Origin of the sequence: Caballeronia sp. LZ034LL (assembly GCF_031451215.1) — a bacterium.
GTDB lineage: Bacteria > Pseudomonadota > Gammaproteobacteria > Burkholderiales > Burkholderiaceae > Caballeronia.
Genome location: NZ_JARUXR010000002.1, coordinates 256,863 through 281,762 on the forward strand (window position 1 = coordinate 256,863; position 24,900 = coordinate 281,762).

General features: G+C 61.3%; 21 protein-coding genes. 18 read left to right on the forward strand and 3 right to left on the reverse strand.

Annotated features, from left to right (window positions below):
- The first annotated feature begins 79 nt into the window (after positions 1–79).
- Genes QCE83_RS15615 through QCE83_RS15635 form a run of 5 tightly spaced genes read left to right on the forward strand, consistent with a single transcriptional unit; the run spans position 80 to position 5,240 of the window.
- A complete protein-coding gene (locus QCE83_RS15615; RefSeq protein ID WP_309812416.1) occupies positions 80–1,309 on the forward strand; it encodes an MFS transporter in 1,230 nt (409 codons plus the stop codon).
- 19 nt (positions 1,310–1,328) lie between these two features.
- Entirely contained in the window at positions 1,329–2,348 is a 1,020-nt protein-coding gene (locus QCE83_RS15620; RefSeq protein ID WP_309812420.1) for a 2-dehydropantoate 2-reductase, read from the forward strand.
- Positions 2,345–3,097 carry an SDR family NAD(P)-dependent oxidoreductase gene (locus QCE83_RS15625; RefSeq protein WP_309812421.1) on the forward strand — a complete coding sequence of 251 codons (753 nt, stop codon included), beginning with the start codon at positions 2,345–2,347 and terminating at the stop codon, positions 3,095–3,097. The genes QCE83_RS15620 and QCE83_RS15625 overlap by 4 nt, the downstream gene beginning before the upstream one ends.
- 41 nt (positions 3,098–3,138) lie before the next feature.
- Positions 3,139–4,044: a polysaccharide deacetylase gene (locus tag QCE83_RS15630; protein WP_309812423.1), complete on the forward strand. Its 906-nt coding sequence runs from the start codon at positions 3,139–3,141 to the stop codon at positions 4,042–4,044.
- A 56-nt stretch (positions 4,045–4,100) separates the two neighbouring features.
- Positions 4,101–5,240: an NADH:flavin oxidoreductase/NADH oxidase gene (locus tag QCE83_RS15635; RefSeq protein WP_309812425.1), complete on the forward strand. Its 1,140-nt coding sequence runs from the start codon at positions 4,101–4,103 to the stop codon at positions 5,238–5,240.
- Here the strand turns inward: QCE83_RS15635 and QCE83_RS15640 are convergent.
- Positions 5,221–5,634 carry a GFA family protein gene (locus QCE83_RS15640; RefSeq protein WP_309812427.1) on the reverse strand — a complete coding sequence of 138 codons (414 nt, stop codon included), beginning with the start codon at positions 5,632–5,634 and terminating at the stop codon, positions 5,221–5,223. The genes QCE83_RS15635 and QCE83_RS15640 overlap by 20 nt on opposite strands.
- Before the next feature lie 112 nt (positions 5,635–5,746).
- Positions 5,747–6,289 carry a substrate-binding domain-containing protein gene (locus tag QCE83_RS15645; protein ID WP_309815377.1) on the reverse strand — a complete coding sequence of 181 codons (543 nt, stop codon included), beginning with the start codon at positions 6,287–6,289 and terminating at the stop codon, positions 5,747–5,749.
- Between the two features lie 365 nt (positions 6,290–6,654).
- On the opposite strand from QCE83_RS15645, the gene QCE83_RS15655 reads away from it, so the two are divergent.
- From QCE83_RS15655 to QCE83_RS15675, 5 genes are all read left to right on the forward strand, one after another.
- Positions 6,655–7,110 carry a hypothetical protein gene (locus QCE83_RS15655; RefSeq protein WP_309812433.1) on the forward strand — a complete coding sequence of 152 codons (456 nt, stop codon included), beginning with the start codon at positions 6,655–6,657 and terminating at the stop codon, positions 7,108–7,110.
- A gap of 533 nt (positions 7,111–7,643) precedes the next feature.
- Positions 7,644–10,130 carry a class I SAM-dependent DNA methyltransferase gene (locus tag QCE83_RS15660; protein WP_309812435.1) on the forward strand — a complete coding sequence of 829 codons (2,487 nt, stop codon included), beginning with the start codon at positions 7,644–7,646 and terminating at the stop codon, positions 10,128–10,130.
- The gene (locus tag QCE83_RS15665) at positions 10,121–11,380 is read left to right on the forward strand and encodes a restriction endonuclease subunit S (protein ID WP_309812440.1); all 1,260 of its coding nucleotides are present in this window, start codon (positions 10,121–10,123) and stop codon (positions 11,378–11,380) included. Before QCE83_RS15660 ends, QCE83_RS15665 begins: the two co-directional genes overlap by 10 nt.
- Positions 11,381–11,388: 8 nt before the next feature.
- A complete protein-coding gene (locus tag QCE83_RS15670) occupies positions 11,389–14,475 on the forward strand; it encodes a type I restriction endonuclease subunit R (RefSeq protein WP_309812442.1) in 3,087 nt (1,028 codons plus the stop codon).
- Between the two features lie 2 nt (positions 14,476–14,477).
- Positions 14,478–15,200, forward strand: coding sequence for a SprT family zinc-dependent metalloprotease (locus QCE83_RS15675; protein WP_309812444.1), 723 nt, complete (start codon positions 14,478–14,480; stop codon positions 15,198–15,200).
- Positions 15,201–15,499: 299 nt separating this feature from the next.
- Here QCE83_RS15675 and QCE83_RS15680 read toward each other — a convergent pair whose 3' ends face one another.
- Complete coding sequence (locus QCE83_RS15680) at positions 15,500–16,462, reverse strand: AraC family transcriptional regulator (protein ID WP_309812446.1); 963 nt, start codon at positions 16,460–16,462, stop codon at positions 15,500–15,502.
- Between the two features lie 100 nt (positions 16,463–16,562).
- On the opposite strand from QCE83_RS15680, the gene QCE83_RS15685 reads away from it, so the two are divergent.
- The 8 genes from QCE83_RS15685 to hpaH all read left to right on the forward strand — a co-directional run bounded on the left by QCE83_RS15685 (position 16,563) and on the right by hpaH (position 24,900).
- A complete protein-coding gene (locus QCE83_RS15685; RefSeq protein ID WP_309812449.1) occupies positions 16,563–17,588 on the forward strand; it encodes an aldehyde reductase in 1,026 nt (341 codons plus the stop codon).
- 320 nt (positions 17,589–17,908) lie between these two features.
- Positions 17,909–19,141, forward strand: a complete 1,233-nt coding sequence (locus tag QCE83_RS15690; protein ID WP_309812452.1) for a porin — start codon at positions 17,909–17,911, stop codon at positions 19,139–19,141.
- A gap of 181 nt (positions 19,142–19,322) precedes the next feature.
- Positions 19,323–20,525 carry an MFS transporter gene (locus QCE83_RS15695; protein ID WP_309812456.1) on the forward strand — a complete coding sequence of 401 codons (1,203 nt, stop codon included), beginning with the start codon at positions 19,323–19,325 and terminating at the stop codon, positions 20,523–20,525.
- A 60-nt stretch (positions 20,526–20,585) separates the two neighbouring features.
- Entirely contained in the window at positions 20,586–21,416 is an 831-nt protein-coding gene (locus tag QCE83_RS15700) for a fumarylacetoacetate hydrolase family protein (protein ID WP_309812458.1), read from the forward strand.
- A complete protein-coding gene (locus QCE83_RS15705) occupies positions 21,406–21,888 on the forward strand; it encodes a nuclear transport factor 2 family protein (RefSeq protein ID WP_309812461.1) in 483 nt (160 codons plus the stop codon). The genes QCE83_RS15700 and QCE83_RS15705 overlap by 11 nt, the downstream gene beginning before the upstream one ends.
- 3 nt (positions 21,889–21,891) lie before the next feature.
- On the forward strand, positions 21,892–22,893 hold the full coding sequence (locus QCE83_RS15710; RefSeq protein WP_309812463.1) for an ornithine cyclodeaminase family protein: 1,002 nt from the start codon (positions 21,892–21,894) through the stop codon (positions 22,891–22,893).
- 44 nt (positions 22,894–22,937) lie between these two features.
- Positions 22,938–24,041 carry a hypothetical protein gene (locus QCE83_RS15715; protein ID WP_309812465.1) on the forward strand — a complete coding sequence of 368 codons (1,104 nt, stop codon included), beginning with the start codon at positions 22,938–22,940 and terminating at the stop codon, positions 24,039–24,041.
- A 55-nt stretch (positions 24,042–24,096) separates the two neighbouring features.
- Positions 24,097–24,900, forward strand: a complete 804-nt coding sequence (hpaH, locus tag QCE83_RS15720) for a 2-oxo-hept-4-ene-1,7-dioate hydratase (protein ID WP_309812468.1) — start codon at positions 24,097–24,099, stop codon at positions 24,898–24,900.

Sequence of the window (24,900 nt, forward strand, 5' to 3'; positions counted from 1 at the left end):
CAATCAGGCTGATACGCAAGCTGCCGTCCCGCCCCTGACGACAGACGCGCCGCAAGCACACTCGACACGCCAGCAACTCATGGCCGCCATGATCGGCAACGTACTCGAGTACTACGACTTCATCGTGTACGCGTTCCTCGCCGCCACGCTCGCGCGCAACTTCTTCCAGGGCGACAAGTACGGCGGCCTGCTCGCGAGTTTCGCCGCCTTCGGAGTCGGCTTCCTGGCGCGGCCGGTGGGCGGCGCGGTCATCGGCCGCATCGCCGACGTGCACGGCCGGCGCGCCGCGCTGCTCATCACCATCTTCGGCATGGCGGTCGGCACGGCGGGCATCGGCCTGTTGCCGACGTATGCGACGGCGGGCGCGCTCGCTCCTGCGCTGCTCGTGTTCCTGCGGCTCGTTCAGGGCCTCGCGGCGGGCGGCGAATGGGGCAGCGCCACGTCGTTCATCGTCGAATCCGCGCCGCCGGGCAAACGCGGCTTCTATGGCGGCATGGGCCAGGCGTCGATTGCGGCGTCGTCGCTGGCGAGCAGCGTGGTCGCGACCATCGTCAGCGCGTCCTTCACCGCCGATCAACTCGATGCCTGGGCCTGGCGCCTGCCGTTCCTGTTCGGCGGCATTCTGCTGCCCATCGGTCTCTACATGCGCCGCAACATCGTCGAGACGCCCGCGTTCACGCAGGTGCAGGAGAACCTGGAGCAGGTCGAACGCACCAGCAAGTCCGCCGCGCTCGGCATGATGTCGAAGGCGTTCGGCTTCACCATCATCTGGACCGTCTCGTACTACGTGATGCTCAGCTACATGCCGACCTTCCTCGGCAAGTACGCCGGCCTCAGCACGACGCAGGCGCTGATGTCGAATTCGATCGCGCTCGCCGTGCTGGTCGCGGCCACGCCGTTCTTCGGCGCGCTGTCGGACCGCATCGGCCGCAAGCCGCTGTTGATCGGCTGCTGCGTGGGCTTCCTGCTGTTCTCGTACGTGCTGTTCCGCGTGGTGCTCGGCGGCGCGAGCTTCGGCGCGATCCTGGCCATCCAGATCTTCTTCAACCTGTTCATCGCGGCCTTCTCGGGCGCGGGTCCGTCGGCGCTGTGCGAACTGTTCCCCACTTACGGCCGCACCACGCTGATGTCGATCGGCTACAGCCTCTCCACCGCGATCTTCGGCGGCTTCGCACCGTTCATCTCGACCTGGCTCATCGGCGTGACCGGCTCGCCCATCGCACCGGCCTTCTATCTGACGGCGGCGGCGATCGTCTCCGGCATCGTCATCTCGACTTTCCGCGAAACCGCACGCGAGCGGCTTCGCTAAACCAACGGGCAGACCTTCAATGAAACAACGCATTCTGATCTGGGGCGCGGGCGCCATCGGCGGAACGATCGGCGCGTATCTCGTGCGCGCGGGTCACGACATCACCTTCGTCGACATCGACCGCGAGCACGTTGAGGCGATCCGCGATCCGGCGCGCGGCTTGTCGATCACCGGTCCGGTAGATCGATTTACGGTCAGCGCGCCGGCATGCCTTCCCGATCAAGTCGACGGGCAATGGGACCGCATCTTCCTCGCCGTGAAGGCGCACCATACCCGCGAGGCGTGTGAAGCGCTGTGGCCGCATCTGACGAAGGACGGCTATGTGCTGTCGCTGCAGAACGGACTGTGCGAGCACGTCATCGCACAGGTCGTGGGCCGCGAGCGGACGGTCGGCGCATTCGTCAACTTCGGCGCGGACTGGATCAAGCCGGGCGAGATTCACTACGGCAACCGGGCGGCGGTGGTGGTCGGGGAAATCGATGGCGCCTCCACCGAGCGTATCCGCGTGCTGCACGGACTCATGCAGCAATTCGAACCCGACGCGGTTCTCACCAACGAAATCTTCTCCTACCTGTGGGGCAAGCTGGCCTACGGCTCGCTGCTGTTCGCGCAGGCGGTCGGGCAACTGGGCATCGCCGATTGTCTCGAACGCCCCGAACTGCTGCCGCTGTGGCGCGAGATGGCGACCGAAGTCCTGCAGGTGGCGCAGGCGGAAGGCGTGAAGGCGCGCGGCTTCAATGGCTTCGATCCAGCCGCGTTCACGCCGCAGTCCGACGAAGCCGCGGCCCGCGCGAGCGTCGCGGCGATGGTGGCGTTCAACCGGCCGAACGCCAAGACGCATTCCGGCGTATGGCGCGATCTCGCGGTGCGCAAGCGCCGCACGGAAGTGGACATGCAGATCAAGCCGGTGGTGGAGACGGGCCGGACGCACGGCATCGACTGCGCGAAGCTGAATGCCTTGTGCGACATGATCCACGAGATCGAGGACGGCGAACGCACGCTGTCCGACAGCAACCTCAACGAACTACTCGAGACATGAACATTTCCTTCGAAGGGCAGGTGGTCGCCGTCAGCGGTGCAGCCATCGGTTTCGGGCGCGTGATCGCCACGACGTTCGCGGAACTCGGCGCGCACGTGTATGCCTGCGATATCCGCGCCGACGAACTCGCGACGCTCGCCGCGCCGCGCATCGAAACGCAGGTCGTCGATCTGACGGATCGCGCGGCGGCTGCGGCGTGGATTCGCGGGATCGAGGAACACAGCGGCCGCGCGCTCGACGTGCTCGTCAACAATGCGGGCGGCGTGGCGGGACAGGCGCCGCATCCGGTCGACGAAGTCACCGACGAACAATGGGACCGCGTGATCGAGATCAATCTCGGCACGACCTTTTCGCTGAGCCGCGCGGCCGCGCCCGGCATGAAGCGCGTGGGACGCGGCGCGATCATCAACATCAGTTCCGGCGCGGCCTTGCAGGCTTCGCTCACCGGCGTGCAGGCGTACTGCTCCGCGAAGCATGCGGTGCTCGGCCTCACGCGGCAACTCGCGCACGAACTCGGACCGCACGGCATTCGCGTGAACTCGGTCGCGCCCGGTTTCGTGCGCACCAACGACGCCACCGAAAAGCAATGGGCCGCGATGGGCGAAGCGCGCCAGCGCAGCCTGCTCGACGGCATTGCGCTGCGGCGCTTCGGCACGCCCGAGGACATCACGCGCGCGGTGCTGTTCTTCGCGTCGGAGTTGTCGGGCTTCGTCAACGGGCAGATCCTGTCCGTCGATGGCGGCCGATGACACCGCAGGCACGGTCTCAACCCGAATCAAAGGAACCCAGGATGACACACGATACTTTGAAGCAGACCCTCGAACCCTGGCAATGGCCGGAAGAAACCTGGCGCGCGAAGGTGAATCACACGCGCGCGGGGCGCAGTCTGCGGCCCGCGCACTGGCCGGACGGCGCGCGTTGCGCGGTGGCCCTGTCGTTCGACAGCGATCACGAAACCAACGAACTGCGCGACGGCGGCAAGTCCATCAGCCGGATGAGCTGGGGGCAATACGGCGCGCGTGTCGGCATGCCGCGACTGCTCGAATTGCTCGAGCGGCATGGCGTCAAGGCGAGCTTCTATGTGCCGGCGGTGGCGGCCATGCTGCATGAAGACGAACAGCGCCGCGTGATCGCCGAAGGACATGAGATCGGCATTCATGGCTGGATTCACGAACTCAATTCGGTGCTGTCCTACGAGGACGAGCGCGATCTGATGCTGCGCTCGTCGGACGCGCTCGAGAAGATCACCGGTGTGCGGCCGGTCGGATTGCGCACGCCTTCGTGGGACTTCAGCCCGCATACGCTACGCATCGCGAAGGAAATGGGCCTGCTCTACGATTCGTCGCTGATGGCGGACGAGGACTGCTACGAGCTGATGCTCGAAGGCGAGGCGACGGGCGTGGTGGAACTGCCGGTGGAATGGATTCGCGACGATGCCGTGTACTTCAGCATGCATCGCTTCCAGTCGCTGCGCCCCTACACGCCGCCTACCGATGTCTTCGAGATCTTCCGTCGCGAGTTCGATTACGCGTACGAGAGCGGCGGCCTGTTCCAGCTGACGATGCATCCGCACATCATCACGGCGCGCTCGCGCATCTGGATCCTCGACGAGTTGATCACCTACATGAAGACCAAGGAGGTCTGGTTCGCCACGCACGCGGAAGTCGCCGCGTATGCGAAGGCGAATGCAGTTTGATTTTTTGACTCTCCGCGATGCCTGTCGCGAAGTGCTTTCAACTATCTGGACCAAGCATGACGAGCAATCTATTTTCCCCCTTGCGCATGGGTTCCGTCGAACTCGACAACCGTATCGTCGTGGCCCCGATGTGCCAGTACAGCGCCAACGACGGTTGCGCCAGCGACTGGCATCTGATGAACCTCATGCAGCTCGCCGTCTCGGGCGCGGGGCTGGTGATGCTCGAAGCGACTGCCGTCGAACGGCATGGGCGCATCACGCATGGCTGCCTCGGCCTGTATAGCGATGTCACCGAAGTCGCGCTCGGGCGTGTGATGGCTGCGGCGCGCGGCGTCGGGCAGGGCGTGCGCTGGGGCATCCAGCTGGGCCACGCCGGCAGGAAGGCTTCGGCGCAACGTCCGTGGGAAGGACGCGGCGCGCTCGGCGAGGGCGAGGATCCGTGGCAGACGCAGGGGCCGTCTGCGCTTGCGTTCACGAACGGCTGGCACACCCCGCAGGCGATGACGAAGGACGACATCCGCCGCGTGCGCGACAGCTTCGTCGATTCCGCGAAGCGCGCGGCGCGTCTCGGGTTCGAAGTGGTCGAGATTCACGCGGCTCATGGCTATCTGCTGCATCAGTTCCTGTCGCCGCTGGCCAATCAGCGTGACGACGAATACGGCGGCAGCCTCGCGAAGCGCATGCGCCTGCCGCTCGATATCGCCGCCGCTGTGCGCGACGCGCTCGGCGCCGATATCGCGCTCGGCTTTCGCATCACCGGCACCGACTGGAAGGACGGCGGCATCACGATCGACGAATGTGTCGCGTTCACCGAAGCGCTCAAGGCGGTCGGCGTGGATTATGTCTGCGTGACGTCGGGGGCCGTGGCGCCGGCCGCCATTCCCGTCGAGCCGGGCTATCAGGTGCACCTCGCCGAAGAGGTCAAGCGCCGCACGGGCATGGTCACGCGGGCCGTCGGCTTTATCGCCGATCCGCATCAGGCCGAGGCCATTCTCGCGAACCAGCAGGCCGATTGCGTGGCGCTCGGGCGCGCGTTCATCGACGACCCGCGATGGCCATGGCACGCCGCCGAAGTGCTCGGCGACGTCAACCGGATTCGCTATCCGGGGCAATATGAACGCGGCGGCGCGCAGTTGTGGCCGGGTGTCGCATTGCGGCAGAAGAAGCGCCGATGCGTCATGAAGGCATGTCCGTGAACTGCGGGATGTCAGGGTGCTTCAGCCACGTGTGACGGCGCTTCGTGAACATTTCGAGCATCGGCTGGATGGTTTCGGCATTGTCCAGGCTGCCCAGCATCACGAACACCGTTCCCGGAAACGCGCCGGCGTGGTTCGTGAACAGGCGCGAGCCGCAGTCGGGACAGAAATTCCGGTCGATGCCCTTGCCGGAGTCCGCGATATAGGCAAACGACTTCGGCTTGCCGCTCAGCAACGTGAAGTCGTTTTCCGGAACGCCGAAGAACGTGGCCATCACGCCGCCGCTCGCCCGCTGACAGTCCCGGCAGTAGCAATCGGCGATGAAGCCGGGATCGGTATCGAATTCGAATCTCACGGCACCGCACGCGCAGCCGCCCGCATATTTCTTGGCCATTCTGATGCACCTCCGACGTTGGGTATCGACGTGGGCATAGCGTGGCAGAAGGGGAATCGTCAGGCAGTGCCGCCGTGCGAATGCGACAGGCGTGCGATTTCAAGAACAGCGCTCAACCCCGCTTCCTCGTTGCTTTCGGCGGTGCGCTCGACGACGCTCGCACGATCAACTCGGCCTCAAGCTTCACGCTGCGGGCGGTACCCGGTTCCGAAAGCTCGGCGAGGATCATTCTTGCGGCATGCCGGCCGATCTCGGCGCTCGGGACACGGACGGTCGTAATCGGGATGGGAAGCTCGGACATGAGCTCGAAATCATCGAATCCGACCAGGCTCAAGTCGCCGGGAATGTTGTAGCCCTGATGCATGGCCTCCAGCATCGCACCCATTGCAAACGAGCCGTTGCCGCAAATCACCACCGTCGGCGGCTGCGGCGTATTCATCACTTTCGAAAAGAGTTCGCGTCCGACGCGCGCGCCCCACACGCCGTCGACCATGTGAGCCGCGGATATGCCCAGTCCGTGTTCCGCCAGCGCGTCGCGCACGCCTTCACGGCGCGCCTGTGCGCGATCGTTGGTGTCGGTGTGCTGCGACAGCATGGCAAAGCGGCGATGCCCCAGACCGACCAGATACGTCGTGAAGAGCGAGTCGAGCGGTATCGGCCACGAGGCGTCACTCGGTTATGCTTTCGACCCGACGTTAAGATGGCTGCTTCGCTAAAACAGTCGTCATTGCTGACTTGTGTCGAACCGTCGGACTACTGGCCCTACTCTTATCCGAAAAAACGTGTTTTGCGCGCCGTCGGTGGCCTGCTTCTCGCGCGCATATTCGGAGGGTGGCAGCCCGACTTGCCGTGTCAAGGCGACGCTGAAATTACTGGCGGAGTTGTAGCCAACGCGATACAAGACTTCGTCAACGTGGCCTTCGTTACGTTATGCCGGCGCAGGTTAGACTGACGTAATCCGAACCCAAAACCTGTTCCAGCGCCCATGATTGAGCCAGGGCCGATTGCGAGCTAGAAAAAATGGACGAGAAGAAGGTTGCAGAACTGCGGAAATTTGTCATCACGATCACCGACCCCAAGGTCAGTGCGTTCATTGACCTGAGGAAGCTGTGTCAATCGGGCATATACAACCTCGCCGTCCAGATGGCGACGGAACATGCAGCCAAACGCCATGATTTCAGCTATCTCGAAAAAATCCTGACGCTGCTTGACGGGAGCACCCACGCCAGCGGGTTTATTGCCTCCCTGCGTCCTAAGCTCAACTTCATTGTCAGCGATACGAAGCCGCGAAAGTTCAAGAAGGCGACCCCAGAGCAGATAGCCAAGGCAGCGAAGCAAGCTAAAAGCAAACCTGTCGCCGCTCAGAAGACTTCACCCGCTGTCACCAAGAAAGTAGCGAAGGTCGAGGTCAGCCAAGACCTCCTGGACTCACGGCTCATGCTTCCCGGCAGCTACGGAACAGGCCGAAGAAGGTAGCACTCGGTCCGAAAGCCCCCTGCGAATTGCGTCTCTGTCTACCCAACAAGCCCGACTGATGGCGATGTGTTCATGCCACCCAGTGTTCATTGCTTGCCGAGCCTTTGGGATGGTTGATTGGCAGTTGGACCTCGAATACGGCCGCCCGCCAGATCGCGGGTCGAACGCCGGAAAGGAAGGCCGGTTATGCCCTTTGCATCGCGCGTAAAACGTGACAAGCGTCGCACGGGCGGACAGGCTCTGGTCGGCCAGTAGCAGTCATCCGTCTCAAGCCTGACCCTGCCGCTCGAGCGACTCGTTCACTAGCAAAGGTGCCATGTCGCCGGAACGCAGCTAGGCGCTTGTGGGCGTGGGCCGGCACGACGCTTTTCGGCGACTGCTTTTCGTTGTAGGGAGCCAAAGCTTGAACAGTTGCCCCAAGATCGTTCGGCGTGCAGGCGACCATGCGATGCGCGGCGAATCGGTAAAAAATACTTGACTAATCAATAAAGCATGTGCAATCGTCTCGTCCTTTTGCTTAGTATTAAAATCCCATGCCGCCCACGGCCCGACTGTCCGGCCGACCGAAACCGATTCTCGCTCGCTCCAAGTTAATGGCAATCAAGAAATCTGAGCTGTACTCTTCCCTTTGGGAATCCTGCGATCTGCTTCGTGGCGGCATGGATGCCAGCCAATACAAGGACTACGTGCTGGTCCTGCTGTTCATCAAGTACGTCAGCGACAGATATGCCGGGCAGCGTTACGCGCCGATCACCATTCCGGATGGGGCAAGCTTCACTCATCTCGTCGAGTTGAAGGGCAAGTCGGATATCGGCGACCAGATCAACAAGAAGATCGTTGGGCCATTGGCCGCCGCCAACAAGTTGTCGGACATGCCGGATTTCAACGATTCCGGCAAGCTTGGCACGGGCGCAGAGAAGGTCACGCGACTGACCGAGTTGATCGCGGTATTCGAAAGTCCCGATCTCGATTTCTCGAAGAACCGCGCCGACGGCGACGACATTCTCGGCGACGCCTACGAATATCTGATGCGCCACTTTGCGACCGAAAGCGGCAAGAGCAAGGGGCAGTTTTACACGCCGGCGGAAGTCAGCCGCATTCTGGCATCCGTGATTGGTATTAGCAGCGCACAGACCAGCACTGATACCACCGTGTATGACCCGACATGCGGCTCCGGCTCCCTGCTGCTGAAAGTCGGCGATGCTGCGCACACCGCCGTGACCTTGTACGGGCAGGAAAAGGATTCGGCGACGAGCGGTCTCGCACGCATGAACATGATCCTGCACAACAATCCAACGGCTTTGATCGCTCAGGGCAACACGCTGACCGATCCAAAGTTTCAGGACGGCGCGACAATCAAGACTTTCGACTTCGTAGTTGCCAACCCGCCGTTCTCCGACAAACGATGGAGTACAGGCCTCGACCCGCTCAACGATCCCTACGGCCGTTTCGATACGTTCGGCGTGCCGCCCGCCAAGCAGGGCGACTACGCCTATCTGCTGCACATCGTCCGCAGCCTGAAAGCCACCGGCAAGGGCGCGTGCATCCTGCCGCACGGCGTGCTGTTCCGCGGCAATGCGGAAAGCGAAATCCGCAAGAACCTGATTCGTCACGGTTACATCAAGGGCATCATCGGCCTGCCGGCCAACCTGTTCTACGGGACGGGCATTCCCGCCTGCATCATCGTAGTCGACAAGGAAAACGCCCAGGCGCGCAAGGGAATTTTCATGATCGATGCCAGTCAGGGGTTCATCAAGGACGGCCCCAAGAACCGCCTGCGCGAGCAGGATATCCATCGCATCGTGGACGTCTTCACCCGTCTGGACGAGAGCAATCCGCGCTACGCTCGCATGGTGGGCCTCGCCGAAATCGAGAAGAACGACTTTAACCTCAATCTTCCGCGCTATATCGACAGCAGCGTGGCCGAGGATATCCAGGACATTAGCGGTCATCTGCAAGGCGGGGTTCCGCTGGCAGATATAGAGGCGTTGAGCGACTATTGGGCGGTCTGCCCGCAACTTAAGGATGCGTTGTTCAAGCCGCTGCGCGAGGGCTATGCATTGCTGGCCGTGGACAAGCGCGACATCAAGAACACGATATTTCAGCATCCGCAGTTCGTTGCGTACCTCGAGAGCATGGGCACGCATTTCGATGTTTGGCGAGCACGGGCCGATCCCAAGTTGAAGGCGCTCGAACCGGGTTTCCATCCGAAGCAATTCATCGCCGATCTGGCCGATGACCTTCTGGCTCACTATGAAGGCAAACCCCTGGTGAACGCCTACGACATCTTTCAGCACCTGATGGACTACTGGGAAGAGACCATGCAGGACGATGCCTACCTGCTCGCGGCCGATGGATGGGTGGCGAAAACCTATCGCGTCATCGAGAAGACGAAGAAAGGCAAAGGCGAGAACGCCAAGGTCGTGGAGAAGGACAAGGGCTGGGCCTGCGATCTCGTGCCGAAGCAATATGTGGTGACCCGGTACTTTGCTGCCGAGCAGGTTGCCATCGAAGAAACCAGTGTCGCGCTGGAAGCTTCCAGTACCGCATTGGCGGAACTGGAAGAAGAACACAGTAGCGGCGAAGACGGCGTGTTTAGCGGCTTTGACAAGATCAATTCGGCGGTGGTCAAGGATCGCATCAAAGAAATCGGTAACGACATGAATGCAACAGAGGAACTGGCCGTATTGAAGCGGTGGCAGTCCCTAGCCGACAAGGAATCCGGCTTGAAGAAGAAGCTCAAAACGCTCGAGGCGGAGCTGGATGCCAATGCGTATGCGCAGTACCCCAAGCTTACTGTGGACGAGATCAAGGCGCTAGTTGTGGAAGGCAAATGGCTTACTGCCCTGTTCGCCACCGTGTCCGCCGAGCTGGAGCGTGTTTCGCAAACACTTACCGGCCGCGTGCATGACCTGGCTTCTCGCTATGAGTCGCCATTGCCGATGTTGGTGGATGAGGTTGTCGCGCTGTCTGCTCGCGTTGATGCGCACCTGAGCAAGATGGGGGTTGCATGGAAGTGAGGTCGGGGTACAAGCAGAGCGAGGTCGGCTTTGTGCCAGAGGATTGGAACATTAAATCCGTCGAGGATCTGTGCATCGCAGTGCTTGATTGCCATCACTCGACACCCGTCTGGACCCAGTCCGGTGCGGTGGTTATACGGAACCAGAACATCCGAGATGGGAAGTTGGATCTCTCTGAGCCGAGCTTCACGGATGACGGTCATTTCGTAGAGAGAACGCGTAGGGCTATTCCCAGCTACGGGGACTTGGTCATTACACGCGAGGCGCCCATGGGTCTCGTCTGTATGATCCCCGAGGGATTGCGTTGTTGTCTTGGCCAGCGCATGGTTTTGCTACGAGTTAACCGCGACGTAGCGGATCATCGATATATTCTCTATTCCCTACTCACCGAAAACCTACAGCGTGCTATTTCCATAGGGGGAGGCACCGGTTCCACGGTCAGTAATCTAAGGATTCCCGTATTAAAGGGACTGAAAATCGCCGCTCCGAAAATGCCAGAGCAAGTAGCAATTGCCGAAGCCTTGGGCGACGTGGACGATTTGCTGTCCGGATTAGACGAGCTCATCGCCAAGAAACGCGATCTCAAGCAGGCCGCCATGCAGCAACTGCTTACCGGAAAAACGCGATTGCCGGGGTTCGATGGAAAGTGGATCACGCAAAGATTGGGAGATGTAGCAACTTTGAAGGCACGAATCGGTTGGCAAGGTTTGACGACAGCCGAGTATTTGGATGCTGGTGACTACTATCTCGTGACGGGCACCGACTTCGCAAATGGTCGGATTGACTGGGAACATTGTCACTATGTGACACAGGCCCGATACAATCAAGACCAGTACATACAGATACGTCCGCGCGATGTACTGGTGACGAAAGACGGAACTATTGGGAAAGTCGCTCTCGTTGACAAACTCGATAGGCCTGCAACGTTGAACAGTGGCGTGTTTGTTATTCGCCCCAAAAGCGGTAAGTTCGAACAAGAGTTTCTTTATTTCCTGCTTAAGTCGAGGGCGTTTGATGAATTCCTATCTCAGCTAAGTGCTGGCTCGACCATCAATCATCTTTATCAGAAAGATTTTGTTGGATTCACCTATCTGATCCCGCCAACGAGTGAAGAGCAGCTTGCCATCGCTAACGTGCTGTCCGACATGGATGCCGAACTGGCTTCACTTGAAACCCAACGCGAAAAAACCCGCCTTCTTAAACAAGGCATGATGCAAGAACTCCTGACCGGCAAGACCAGACTGGTATAGAGGCGACAATGACCGACCAAATCGGCAAATCAGAAAAAGCCACGCAGAACCGCATCGTCAAGCTGCTTACCGAGCAGCTAAGTTACGCCCCGCTCGGCGACTGGACCGATCGCCCGGGCAACAGCAACATCGAGGAAAGTCTGCTGACGGCCTATCTGACCGAAGCCGGTTATCGTCCCGCGCAAATCAGCCATGCCATCTACCGCCTGAAGACCGAGGCCAACCATCCGCAGCGCGGCCTCTACGCGAACAACGAAGCGGTCTATAAGCTTCTGCGCTACGGCATTCCCGTCAAGGTTGAAGGCGACAAGGTGGCCGAAACGGTCTGGCTGATAAATTGGGACCAGCCGCTGCGCAACCGTTTCGCCGTTGCCGAAGAAGTCACGCTAAAAGGCGGGTACGAGCGCCGCCCCGACATCGTGCTCTACGTCAACGGCATCGCCATCGGCGTGCTCGAACTGAAAAACAGCCGCGTCAGCATAGGTAACGGCATCCGGCAGAACCTGTCCAACCAGCAGCCCGAATTCAACGCATGGTTCTTCAGCACCGTGCAGTTTGTCTTCGCAGGTAATGATTCGAAAGGTCTGCAGTACGGCACGACCGGCACACCCGAGAAATTCTTCCTTCAATGGAAAGAGGACGAGGCCGAGAACAGCGGCTATAAGCTGGACAAGTACCTGCTGAAGATGTGCGAGAAAACCCGACTCGTCGAGTTGATGCACGACTTCGTCCTGTTCGACGGCGGTATCAAGAAGCTGCCGCGCGTCCACCAGTATTTCGGCATCAAGTCCGCGCAGGAACATGTGCGCAAGCGTCAGGGCGGCATCATCTGGCATACCCAGGGCGCAGGCAAGAGCATCTTGATGGTGCTGCTGGCCCGCTGGATTCTGGAGAACAATCCGCGTGCACGCGTCGTTGTCATCACCGACCGCGACGAACTGGATAAGCAGATCAAGCGTGTCTTCGAGAACAGCGGAGAAAAAATTCATCGCACCAGCAGCGGGCGCGACCTGATGACTCAATTGAGCCAGCCGGCTCCGCGCCTGTTGTGCTCGCTGGTACACAAGTTCGGCGCGGGCAAGGGTCTCGGCGATGGCGATTTCGATGCTTTCATCAAGGAACTGGCCTCTCAGCCGAGCGCGGCGGTAGGCGATCTCTTCGTGTTCGTCGATGAATGCCATCGCACCCAGGGCGGTCGTCTGAACCGCGTGATGAAAGCGATGATGCCTTCGGCGGTATTCATCGGCTTTACCGGCACGCCGCTGCTGAAGCGCGATGCGGCGACCAGCCTGGAAGTGTTCGGCAGCTATATCCACACCTACAAATTCAGCGAGGCAGTTGAAGACGGTGTGGTGCTCGATCTCGTCTACGAAGCGCGAGATATCGACCAGACACTCGGCTCCCAGGACAAGATCGATACCTGGTTCGAGGCCAAGACAAAAGGCCTGAATGACTGGCAGAAGAACGAACTGAAAAATCAATGGGGCACGATGCAACAGGTGCTCAGTTCGCGCGCGCGCATGGATCGCGTGGTCCAGGACATCATCTTCGACTTCGGCACCAAACCACGGCTGTCCAGTGAACGCGGCAATGCGATGCTCGTGGCTTCCAGCATCTACGAGGCATGCAAGTATTTCGCGCTGTTCCAGAAAACTCCGTTCAAGGGCAAGTGCGCGATCATCACGTCCTATAACCCGCTCGCGAAAGACGTGACGCTCGAAGAGACCGGCGCGAATACCGAAACGGACAAGCAGTTCATCTACAACACCTACAACGACCTGCTGGCGAACGTGCAGCCGAAAGCCGGTCTGTCCAAAACCGAGACGTACGAGGAGCAGGCAAAGACCCGTTTCATCAAGGAACCGGCCACGATGAAGTTGTTGATCGTTGTGGACAAGCTGCTGACGGGCTTCGATGCGCCACCTTGCAGCTATCTCTACATCGACAAGTCGATGCAGGACCACGGCCTGTTCCAGGCTATCTGCCGCACCAATCGCCTGGATACCGCCGACAAGGATTTTGGCTACATCGTCGATTACAAGGACCTCTTCAGGAAGGTGGAAAAGGCCATCGCGGTGTACACGTCCGAGCTGGATCACAGCGCGGGCGGCGTCGAACCGGAAGTCCTGCTTGAAAGTCGGGTCCAAAAAGGACGCGAGCGTCTGGACGCGACGCTGGAAGCGTTGGCTCTGCTGGTCGAGAAGGTGCAGCCGCCCAAGGGCGAACTGGACCACATTCATTATTTCTGTGGCAATACCGAGGTTGCCAGCGATCTGAGCGAACGGGAGCCGCAGCGGGTTGCCTTGTATGCAGGAGTGGTTGCACTGTTGCGTGCTTATGCCAGCGTTGCGGACGAGTTGGACGAGGCCGGGTACGACGCGGCACAGCAGGCATCGATCCGGCAGGAGCTCGATTCATACGTGAAGCTGCGCGAAATTATTCGTCTGGCGAGCAACGAGACGCTTGACCTCAAGCCGTATGAAGCTGACATGCGCCATTTGGTCGATACGTATATCTCCGCCAGCGAGCCGCGCAAGATTTCCGAATTCGAGAACATCGGTCTGCTTGACCTGATCGTGAAGACGGGCGTCGCCGATGCGATCGCGAAGAAACTCGGCGCCATGAAAGACCGGCAGTCGGTCGCCGAGACCATCGAAAACAACGTTCGTAGCAAGATCGTCAAGGATCACCTGACCGATCCCGCCTACTTCGCCAAGATGTCCGCGCTGCTCGACGAAATCATCAAGAAGCGCAAGGAAAAGGCCATCGACTACGAAGAGTACCTGAAGCAGATGGCCGATCTGGCGGGAAAGGTTCAGAGCGGCAAAGCTGACGATACGCCAGCGGTGCTGGATACAGGCGGCAAGCGCGCGCTTTTCAACAATCTGAAAGCCGCTGAGAGCCATACCTCGGAACAGGCGCTGGCACTGGCGCTCGACATCGATAGGGCTGTCAGGCGGGTTCGTCCCGATGGTTGGCGTGGCGTGCTACCGCGCGAAAACGTCATCAAGCAGGCGCTGTGGGACATTCTTGGGAACGATTCGGAAGTCGAACGTATCTTCCTTATCATCGAAGCTCAGCAACAGGAGTATTGAACGTGGAGCCCCGCGACAGCATCGACTTAGGCGAGATGAGCATCGATGTTGTGAGAAAGGACATCAAACACGTCCATCTGAGCGTGTATCCGCCGGATGGCCGTGTACGTATTTCCGCTCCCCGAAATATGACTTTGGACTTGATCCGGGTGTATGCCATTACCCGGCTTGACTGGATCAGGCGGCAGCAGCGCAAGTTACTGGCACAGGAGCGCGAGACGCCTCGTGAGTTTCTGGATCGCGAAAGCCACTACGTCTGGGGCAAGCGCTATCTTCTCAAGGTAGTAGAGGCCACCGCAGCACCGATGGTGAAGCTGAAGCATTCGACGCTAGAGCTCTGGGTACGTCCGGGAAGTGATGTCAGCCGACGCCGCGAAGTGCTGGATGGATGGTATCGCGAGCAACTGCGGGAGGCCGTCGGGCCGTTGCAGGAAAAGTGGGAGCCGTTGCTAGGCGTTAAGGCACACCGCATTCTCGTGCAGCACATGAAGACGAAGTGGGGAAGCTGCAACTCGGGGTCCGGCAATATCCGCCTGAATACGGACCTGGCTCGTAAGCCGTCAGATTGCCTGGAATACATTCTCGTGCATGAGTTGCTGCATCTTGTCGAGCCAACTCACAACGCACGGTTTCAGTCGCTGATGGACAAGTTCATGCCGCAATGGAAGCAGATTCGAGACGAAGTGAATCGACTACCTGTGCGGCATGAAGATTGGGCGTATTAGTCCTTGAATTTTATCCGGTATGTTCAATCGACCGGACATCACGCAAGGCGGCTTCGAGGGGAACGAGGTGCGGCTGGTCGTTGCACTCCGTCAAAAGACGTCCGGTCGAGCGAGAATCGAAAGACCGCTCTGGGTCCATCGCTGACAAACATTCCAACATCGCGTGAACGTCCCACAGCCTGACGCGAATGCCGTTACGGCGTTTGGTTTCCTCTCGCGAAGTGCGAGATTGAGCCCTTGCTGCGCGTTGAGCGCTCTTGGCGGAGCAGCACGAACACCCGATATCGCGCGATCTTCAATCACACCGATTCATCCTCCGCCTTCAATACATCATCGCGAGCACTGGAAAAGCGCCCCGCACTGCGATACTCCCTCGGCGAATGTCCGGTCGATCGCTTGAACGCGTTGCTGAACGCGCTTTCCGACGCATAGCCGATTGATTCCGCAATGGCCGCCACCGGTGTCGCCCCATCCCGCAACGCACGCTCCGCGAGACGCATGCGCCACTCGGCGAGGTAGGTCAGAGCGGGCACGCCCGCCGTGGTCCTGAAGCGCAGCGCGAAGGTGGTGCGCGACAACGCACAGGCGTCGGCAAGTTCTTCGAGGCGCCAGTTGCGCGCGGGATCACCGTGCATCAAGGCCAACGCGGGCGCGAGACGCCTGTCGCTCATCGCGCGGAACCAGCCGGCGGACAGCACCGCATCGGTCTCCATGTGCGCGCGCAGAATCTGGATGAACAGCAGTTGCGCCAGATGCGCGGTCGCGAGCGTCGCGCCGGGCTGCGTATCGTTGCGTTCCGCGACGAGCTCGGCGAGCAGCCACCGGAAGGCGGTCGCCTGCGTGCGCGATGCATCGATCCTGATCCATGGCGGCAGCACATTCGCGAGTAGCTGGCCGCTCGCGGCATCCAGCAGAACATGTCCGCCGATATACGCGAATTCCCGTCCGTCGCCGATGCACACGGGCGACTTCCCGGCGCTCGAAAAGAGGCTCATCGCATCGACCGGAACGAGACCCGGCTCACTCGACACGACGAAAGACCGCGCCAGGGTCATCAGCCCGACATCGCCCTCGGCGAAGCGGATGGATTCGGCTTCGCCGTCGATGCTCACCCAGCAATGGCCGCGCGCGATAGCAAAAAACTTGATCCTGGTGGGCGCCGGAAAGCGGATCGCCCACGGGCCGCCCGCGGAAAAGCCACCCGTCACGAGCGACTGGGCGCAGGTCAGCCTGAGGATGTCGGACAAGGGATCGACGTTCATTTCCGTACTATTGCGCAACTAAGCCGCACTTTCAAGCATTCTGCGTACGGCCGCGCGCCGTTAATCTGATCGCACTCCAACACACGGAAGGATCGATCTGATGAGCGGCGAATTAGTTCTGGTCACTGGCGGCACAGGTTTCATTGCGCAGCATTGCATCCTGGCGCTGCTTGAACGCGGCTATCGCGTGCGGACGACGGTTCGTTCGCTTGCGCGGGAAAAGGACGTGCGCGCCCAGTTGCGTGTCGGCGGCAACGTGGCGGACGAGCGTCTGTCATTCGTCGAGGCCGATCTTTCGAACGACGCCGGCTGGCGTGACGCGATGTCGGGTTGTGTCTACGTGATGCACGGCGCATCGCCGACGCCGTCGGGCGATCTGATCACTGAAGACGACTGGATCCGGCCCGCCGTCGAAGGCAACCTGCGCGTGCTGCGCGCCGCGCGCGATGCGGGCGTGAAGCGGGTAGTGCTGACGTCCGCGTTCGGTGCGATCGGCGTGGGGCATCCGCCCGAATACCGGCGTCCCTTCGATGAAACAGACTGGAGCGATCTGACGGGCGATGTCGCGCCGTATCAGAAGTCGAAGACACTGTCGGAGCGTGCCGCGTGGGACTTCATCGCGCGCGAGGGCGGCGGGCTGGAGTTGTCGGCGGTGAATCCCGTTGCAGTGCTCGGCCCGGTACTGGGCGCGGATTTTTCGCATTCCACGCGAATCATCAAGAGCCTGCTGGACGGGCAGCCCGGATGCGTGAACATCAACTCATGCTTCGTCGATGTCCGCGACGTCGCCGATCTGCATCTGCTGTCGATGATCCATCCCGCCGCCAATGGCGAGCGCTTCCTCGCGACGGCGGGCGCGAGCCTGCGGATGATCGAGGTCGCAAGCGTGCTGCGCGACAGGCTCGGCGCAGTGGCGGACAAAGTGCCGACCAACGTCTGGCCGGACGAGGAAGTCCGCAAGCATCCCGGCATGAAGTCGGTCGCGCCCTTGCTCGGCATCGACATGAATGCAACGAGCGCCAAGGCCATACGCCTGCTCGGCTGGAGGCCGCGTTCGAGCGAGGAAGCCATCATCGCGAGTGCAGAGAGCTTCCTCAGGCTCGGCCTGATCGACGGACAAGCGTAAGGCCACTTGCAATCGCGTCAGGCGGCGACGGATGGTCATTGTGGCCCAAGGCGCACAAGGACCGTCAGCCACCTATTGCCCTCGTCGCCGCCAACATTCAGCCTCACCCAGGGCATGTAGCGAACCTCGCCCTATCTCCAACCAAAGCACCCCCAATTCGCCTCATGCATGTCTCTCATGCGCAGGTTTCAGTTTCGGATGCATCTGTCATCCGATAGATTCGCAGCGTCCGATCGCGCTTGCAGCCTTAAAACAAAAAGCACAAAAGGACACGCTTCCACTGAAGCGAAGCATATAAAAAATAACTCGGAGGAGATTGGATGAAAAGGTACGTGCTATTGGCACTCGTCCCTGGCGTGCTCACAGTTCCCGCCTACGCACAATCGAGCGTCACGCTGTATGGTCTTCTGGATGTCGGCATCAGTTATGCCGTCGGCTCGCAGCGAGCCGTAGTCAAGGGTCGTCCGGTCGGCGGCGGAAACCAGCTCGCCATGACCGACGGCGCGTTCGGTCTGAGCGGAAGTCGCTGGGGCATTCGCGGCGCCGAAGAACTCGGCGGCGGCTTGCGAGCCATCTTCACGCTCGAGAGCGGCTTCACGTTGAACAACGGCGCCCTCGCGCAAGGCGGCAGTGAGTTCGGCCGGCAGGCCTTCGTGGGCATCGAGTCGGGACTGGGCCGGGTCGCACTCGGCCGGCAATATGATCCGCATCTCGACATCGTTGCACCGTTCTCCGCCGCATGGCAGTTCGGCGGCTATGCGGCCACGCATCCAGGCGACATCGACAACCTGTTGAGCACGCGTCGGCTGAACAACAGCATCAAATACGTGATGCCGAAAATCGGAGGCATCACGGCGGAAGCGCTGTACAGCGTGGGCGGCGCAGCAGGATCGAATGCGCGCAACTCGGCCTGGTCGCTCGGCGCTGCCTACGACGGCGGAGCGCTGCGTGCCGGTACTGCCTGGCTCTCCGTGCGCAATCCGAACGTCGCCTTCTATGGCGCGAATCCAAACGGTGCGGGTGTCGGTGCAAACAATCTCGGCTCGCTCGGCAGTGCGACGACGCCCGAGAGCAATCCGTTGTATGCGGGCTATGCATCGGCCAATGCGTTCGATCTCTTCGGGGCCGGCGCATCCGTCACGTGGCAGGCGGCGACCGCAGGCGTCATCTACACCAATGTCCGTTACACCGGTCTCGGCGATGTCGCGACATCCGGGCCCAATCCGCTCGGATACACGGGCACGGCGGCCATCAATACGGTCGAACTGAACCTGCGCTACCAGTTCTCGGCAGCGCTGCTCGCCGGGGTGATGACAAGCCTGACACGCTCGGCATCGGTGGGCGGGCACGACGGCGCCTGGTATCGCCAGCTCGGTCTGGGAGCCAGCTATGCGCTGTCCAAACGCACCACGATCTACACCACCGCCGTCTATCAACGCGCAAGCGGAATCGATTCGACCGGCAACGCCGCGGTCGCCTCGATCTCCGGTCTGAGTCCGTCCGCGACCCATGCCCAGACCGCCGTGCGGGCCGACATCGCGCATCGCTTCTAAGCTCGATGCAGCGCGTGCACTTGGCGAATGCACAGGTTTCAGTGTCAACGCCCGCGCAGATCCGCTAGATTTCATTCATAAAAAATCCAGATCCAATCCAGGAGACACCACGATGGAAGGCTCGCACACGGCCCTTTCTGAGCCGATTGCCGCATCTTCGAGTGAAACCCGGCACTCTGTCATGCGCAGCGCCATTCTGCTGCTCGCGACGTCGCTGGGACTGGCAGGCGGTTACACCTCGCTGTTCGCCGGCACGACGGGCGTCTTTTTGCTGCCGATCGCGTCATCGCTCGGCTCCGGCCGTGCGGTCGCGTCCACCTGTCTTGCCATGGCATCGCTCGGACTTGCGCTGGGCGCACCGATCGCCGGCAAGCTGATGGACCGCTACGGCGCCTATCGCGTGATCGCGTGGTCGCTCGCGCTGTTCGTGGCGAGTTTCCTCCTGATCTGCGTCGGCCCTGCGACGCCGCTGTTGATCGGCTTCAAGACCTTCGTGATCGGGCTGCTCGGCGTCGCGACATCGCCGGTCGGCTATCTGCCGATCCTGGCGCGTTCGTTCGAGCGCCGGACGGGCTTTGCGTTCGGCGTTGCATCGATCGGCGCGGGAATCGGTGCGGCGTCGGCGCCCTGGGTCGCGCGCTGGGCGATGACCCGCTACGGCTGGGAGCAAGCCTATGCCGTGCTCGGCGTGCTCGCGGCAGTGATGGGTGTGGCCGCGCTGTTGCTGCTGCGCGTCGACCGTCAGGCGACGCTGCCGATCCCCGCAGCCTCCCGCGGCGGCAAGCACGGACCGTCGAACTCGCTGCGCGAGTCGCTGGCAGAGCCGCGCTTCTGGGTCATCAGCATCAGCATCGCGATTGTGGCGGCGGTCGGGTTGGGCAGCATCGTGCATATTCCCGCGCTGCTGACCGACAAGGGCTTGTCGGCGAACCAGGCCGTGGCCGGCGCGGCGTTCTCGGCGATCGGTCTCACCATCGGCCGCTTCGGTGCGGGCGTGCTGCTGGACATCGTTCCGGCTCGCGTGGTGGCCTGTGGCGCGTTCCTGCTGGGCGCTGTCGGCGGGCTGATCCTCGCGACCTCGTCGCACAACCCGTCCTATGCGTTGCTGGCAACGGGCGCGGCACTGACCGGCATGCTCGTGGGCGCGGAAGGCGATCTGATGCCCTTCCTGGTGAAGCGCTACTTCGGTCTGAGGTCGTTCGGCTCCGTGTACGGCGTGATGATTTCGCTGTTCTGTCTCGGCACGCTGGGCGGACCGATTCTCTTCGGCATCGCTTTCGATCGCCTGCAAAGCTATACGCCCGTGATGATGTTCGCGTCGGCTGCATGCGTCGTCAGTGCATTCGCGATCACCTTGATCGGCCCGTACCGGTATCCGCGTTGATCCCCGCGTCGCGACGCATGGTTTCGACACGCAAGTGAATTCTTGAATGGGAAGTGCGAGATGAAAATTGTTCGTTTTGAGCACGCAAGTCGCCAGCGATGGGGCGTTCTGAGTGAAGACCAGGTGACGTCGATCGACGGTGCCGACACGTTCGAACAGGCCGTCGCACGGGCGCGCTCCGGCGCCGCTGGCGAGACCGTGCCGCTCTCCGCCGTGAGGCTTCTGCCGCCCGTCGGGCGCGATGCGAAGATCATATGCGCGGGCTTGAACTATCGCGCGCATCTGGTGGAAATGAAGCGTGCCTTTCCCGAGTATCCGTCCATCTTCGTTCGTTTCGCCAATTCGCTGGTCGGACATGGCGAGCCGGTAGTTAGGCCGTTCAATTCCGATTGCTTCGACTACGAAGCGGAACTGGCGGTTGTCATCGGCAAGCCTGCGCGGCATGTGAGCGTCGAGCACGCGCTCGAATACGTTGCCGGTTATACGTGCATGGCCGAGAACTCGGTGCGGGATTTCCAGCAGCACAACACGCAGGCAACGCCAGGCAAGAACTTCGAGCGTTCGGGTGCGCTGGGTCCGTGGATCGTCACCGCCGATGAAGTGCCCGATCCAGGCCGGCTTGTGCTGACTGGCCGGCTCAACGGCGAAGAAGTGCAGCGCTCCGGAACGGATGATCTGATCTTCAGCGTGCCGCAGTTGATCGCCTACCTCAGTTCGTTCACGACCCTCGATGCCGGCGATGTCATCGCCACCGGCACGCCCGAGGGCGTCGGCATGACGCGTAAGCCGCCGCGCTATCTGCGGGAAGGCGATGTGTTCGAGGTTGACGTGTCGAGCATCGGCACGCTTGCCAATACGGTGACCAACGAGCGGAGGACGCATGTCGGATGAAGCAACGCTTGCAGCGTCGATGGCCTGCACCGAAACCGTCTTCACCTTCTTCCGCTGTCTCGACGAGCGTACCCACGAGCTGGCGGTGTCGTTGTTCGCGCCGGATGGCGTGTGGCATCGGAACGGCGAGGCACTGCGTGGCCGCGAAAGCATCGCCCGGGCGCTTGCCGCGCGTCCGGAGAGCCGGAGAACGTTCCATGCGGTCTGCAATCCGCTGGTGTCGCAGGTGGACTGTACCCATGCCGAAGTGCGCTTCTTCCTGATGGCCTTCGAAGCGCAACGCACGGACGCAAGCGAAACGCCGTCGATGACACCCTCGGCAGTGCGGCGCTGCATCGATACGCTGGTCTTCGATGGCGAGCGTTGGCTGATCGCGAGCAAGTCGAGCGAGCGTCATCTTCCATTCATCCGATTCGATGTAGCCGGCAGCGACCACGATCGCCCCACACTCCATTCACATTTGGAAGGATAACTGATGACACAAGAAGCAATCTGGATCACTGAATCCGATGTATCGAAGCTGGTGCCGCTCGACGACGCCATCGATGCGCTGGAGAACAGCCTCGGCGAGATCGCGAACGACACGGCGTTCAACGTGCCCAAGGCAATCGGCGATATCGGCGATGGCGGTTCCATGCATGCGCTCGGCTCCGCGTCGCTGCGCGAGGGCGTGTGCGGCTTCAAGACATGGGTGCATACCGCCGCCGGCGCGAAAGCGGTGTTCTCGTTGTTCAGCACCGAAAACGGCCGGCTGCTCGCCATGCTCGAAGCAAACACGCTCGGCCAGATCCGGACCTCTGCGATGACCGCTGTCGGCACGCGCTGGATGGCCGACAGGCACGCGAGCGACATGGCGATCATCGGCAGCGGACGTCAGGCGCTCGCGCAGATCTTCGCCGTCAACGCGGTGCGGCCGCTCAAGCGCCTGCGCATCTGGAGTCCTACCGCCGAGAAGCGTCACGCGTTCTTCGAGAAGGTGGCAACCAGTCTCGGTTCGGTGCAGGTCGTCGAGGCAACGTCGCTCGAAGATGCCGTCGACGGCGCCGAGATCGTGACGCTGGTCACGCGCGCGACGCAGCCTTTCTTCAACGCCCGTTTGCTGGCGCCGAATGCGCACCTGAATGCGGTTGGCGCGATCCTGCCGCACAACGCGGAGTTCTTTCCCGATGTGTTCGAGCGTGCCGGCGCGATCGTGGTCGATAACCTCGTCAACACACAAAAGGCATCCCGCGAATTCATCGACTTCTTCGGCTCCGCGAATGAAGGCTGGGCACATGTTCAGACCTTGCCCGATGTCATTCGACACGGACTCGACAAGAAGCGTGACGGCGATATCACGCTCTTCAAGGCCATGGGCATGGGTATTTCGGATCTGGCGGTCGCCAAGCTCGCCTATGAGCGCGCAGTGACGGGACACGGCGCGGAGATCCGTCTGCCGCTCAGCGGTCCTGCGCCGATCCGCTGGTCCAGGAACTGACCGGCTCCCACCTCACAACAAGTTCAGGCATATCGGAGGACACCATGAGCGAACCCACATTCACGATGCTGGACGGCAGCGCAGCCGCACCGGCGCCCATCACACCCTGGCAACCGTTGCTGGTCCCGCGCGAGGAGATCGAGCGCGAGATCAGCCGCTTGAGCGAGATGCCGCTGCCCGAGGACGGCCGGCGTGCGGCGTTGATCGTTCATCCGTCGTGCACGGATGGCTCGATGGGCTTCGCGCCCGGCATCGACGTCACCATCAGCGTCGTCAATCCCGGCGAAGAGACGCGTGCGCTGATGCGCAATTCCAATCAGATCGAGTTCTGCATCCGTGGCTCGGGTAGCGTCAGAGTGGGGACGGAGGCGCATCAGTTGAGCAAGTGGGGAACGCTCACCATCCCTTCGATGCAGGCGTATTCGCACAAGAACACCGGCGACGAGCCCTGGGTGCGTCTCACGTATTCCAACGCGCCCTTGTTGCGCAAGCTCGCCGTGCACTGGATCAACTATGCCGATTCGGTCGCCGAACGCAATGTCGAGACCTCCACGACCGGACTCGACCACAGCTATAACCGCAACAACGCGCCTGACCGGCAGATCTCCGATGCAGGCGCGCGGCTGCGTGGTTATGAATTCCTGACGGATATCGAAGTGGTGCGCAACCGGCCGCTCGTGTGGCCGTGGGAAGCCGTCGCCGACATGCTGACGATGGAAAACGGCGATGCGAAGCGCAACATCATTCTTCTCTATAACCCGGCCACGGAACGCCGCAACGGTACGACGCACTCGTTCTTCGCCACGATCTTCTCGCATCCCGTGGGAAAGCCGGCACGCAAGGTCGGACGCGGACATAAGCACAGCTCGGTCGCGATCAACTATCACTTCACGGGGCACGGAAGAAGCATCGTCGATGGTGTCGAGATTCCATGGAAGGCGGGCGACCTGCTGCTCTCGGGACCGTCGTGGTCGGAGCATGCGCACTACTACGACGAAGAGGCGACCTTCATTCTCACGATCCAGGATCATCCGCTGCACATCGGTATGGAATCGCTGATCTGGCAGGAGCGCATGGACGGCCCCATTCTGAACCTCGGGTCTGAAGCCGGGCAGACGGGTTATGTCGGTCCGCGCATGGCCGGCTGATTCATGACGGTCCAATGCAATCTCCATCCGCCAGCCACAAGGAAAAGGTCGATTCATGCTTCCGCAAGACACCATCGCGCAACTCGCTCGCCAGTTGTATGAGGCGCGCAAGACGCGCGTCCAGTTGCCGCATTTCACGAAGCAGTATCCGCAGATGACCGTCGACGACGGCTATGCGATCCAGCGTGCGTGGGTCGCGCTCGAAGTCGCGGACGGCCGCAAGATCAAGGGACGAAAGATTGGCCTGACGTCGCGCGCGATGCAGCAGGCAAGCCAGATTACCGAGCCTGATTTTGCGCCCCTGATGGACGACATGTTCTTCGAGGGCGGCGGCGATATCCCGTTCGATCGCTTCATCGCGCCACGCGTCGAAGTGGAGCTGGCCTTCGTCATGAACCGTCCGCTCAAGGGCCCGGGCATCACGATGTTCGATGTACTGTCCGCGGCGAGCTATGTGGTCCCGGCCATCGAGATCATCGACGCGCGCATCGAACAGCGCGACAGCGAAACGGGCGCCATGCGCCGGGTCTGCGACACCATCAGCGACTTCGCGGCGAACGCAGGCATCGTTCTCGGCGGACGGCCGATGAACCCGCTGGAAGTGGATTTGCGCTGGATCGGCGCGATGCTCTACAAGAACGGCGTCATCGAGGAGACCGGGCTCGCGGCCGGCGTACTGAATCATCCGGCTAACGGCGTGGCGTGGCTCGCGAACAAGATCGCGCCCTACGACGAGCAGATCGAGGCGGGCGACATCGTGCTGGCGGGCTCGTTCACGCGGCCGTGCTTCGCGGCATTCGGCGACAGCTTCCATGTCGACTATGGTCCGCTCGGCGCGATCTCGTTCCGCTTCCATTGA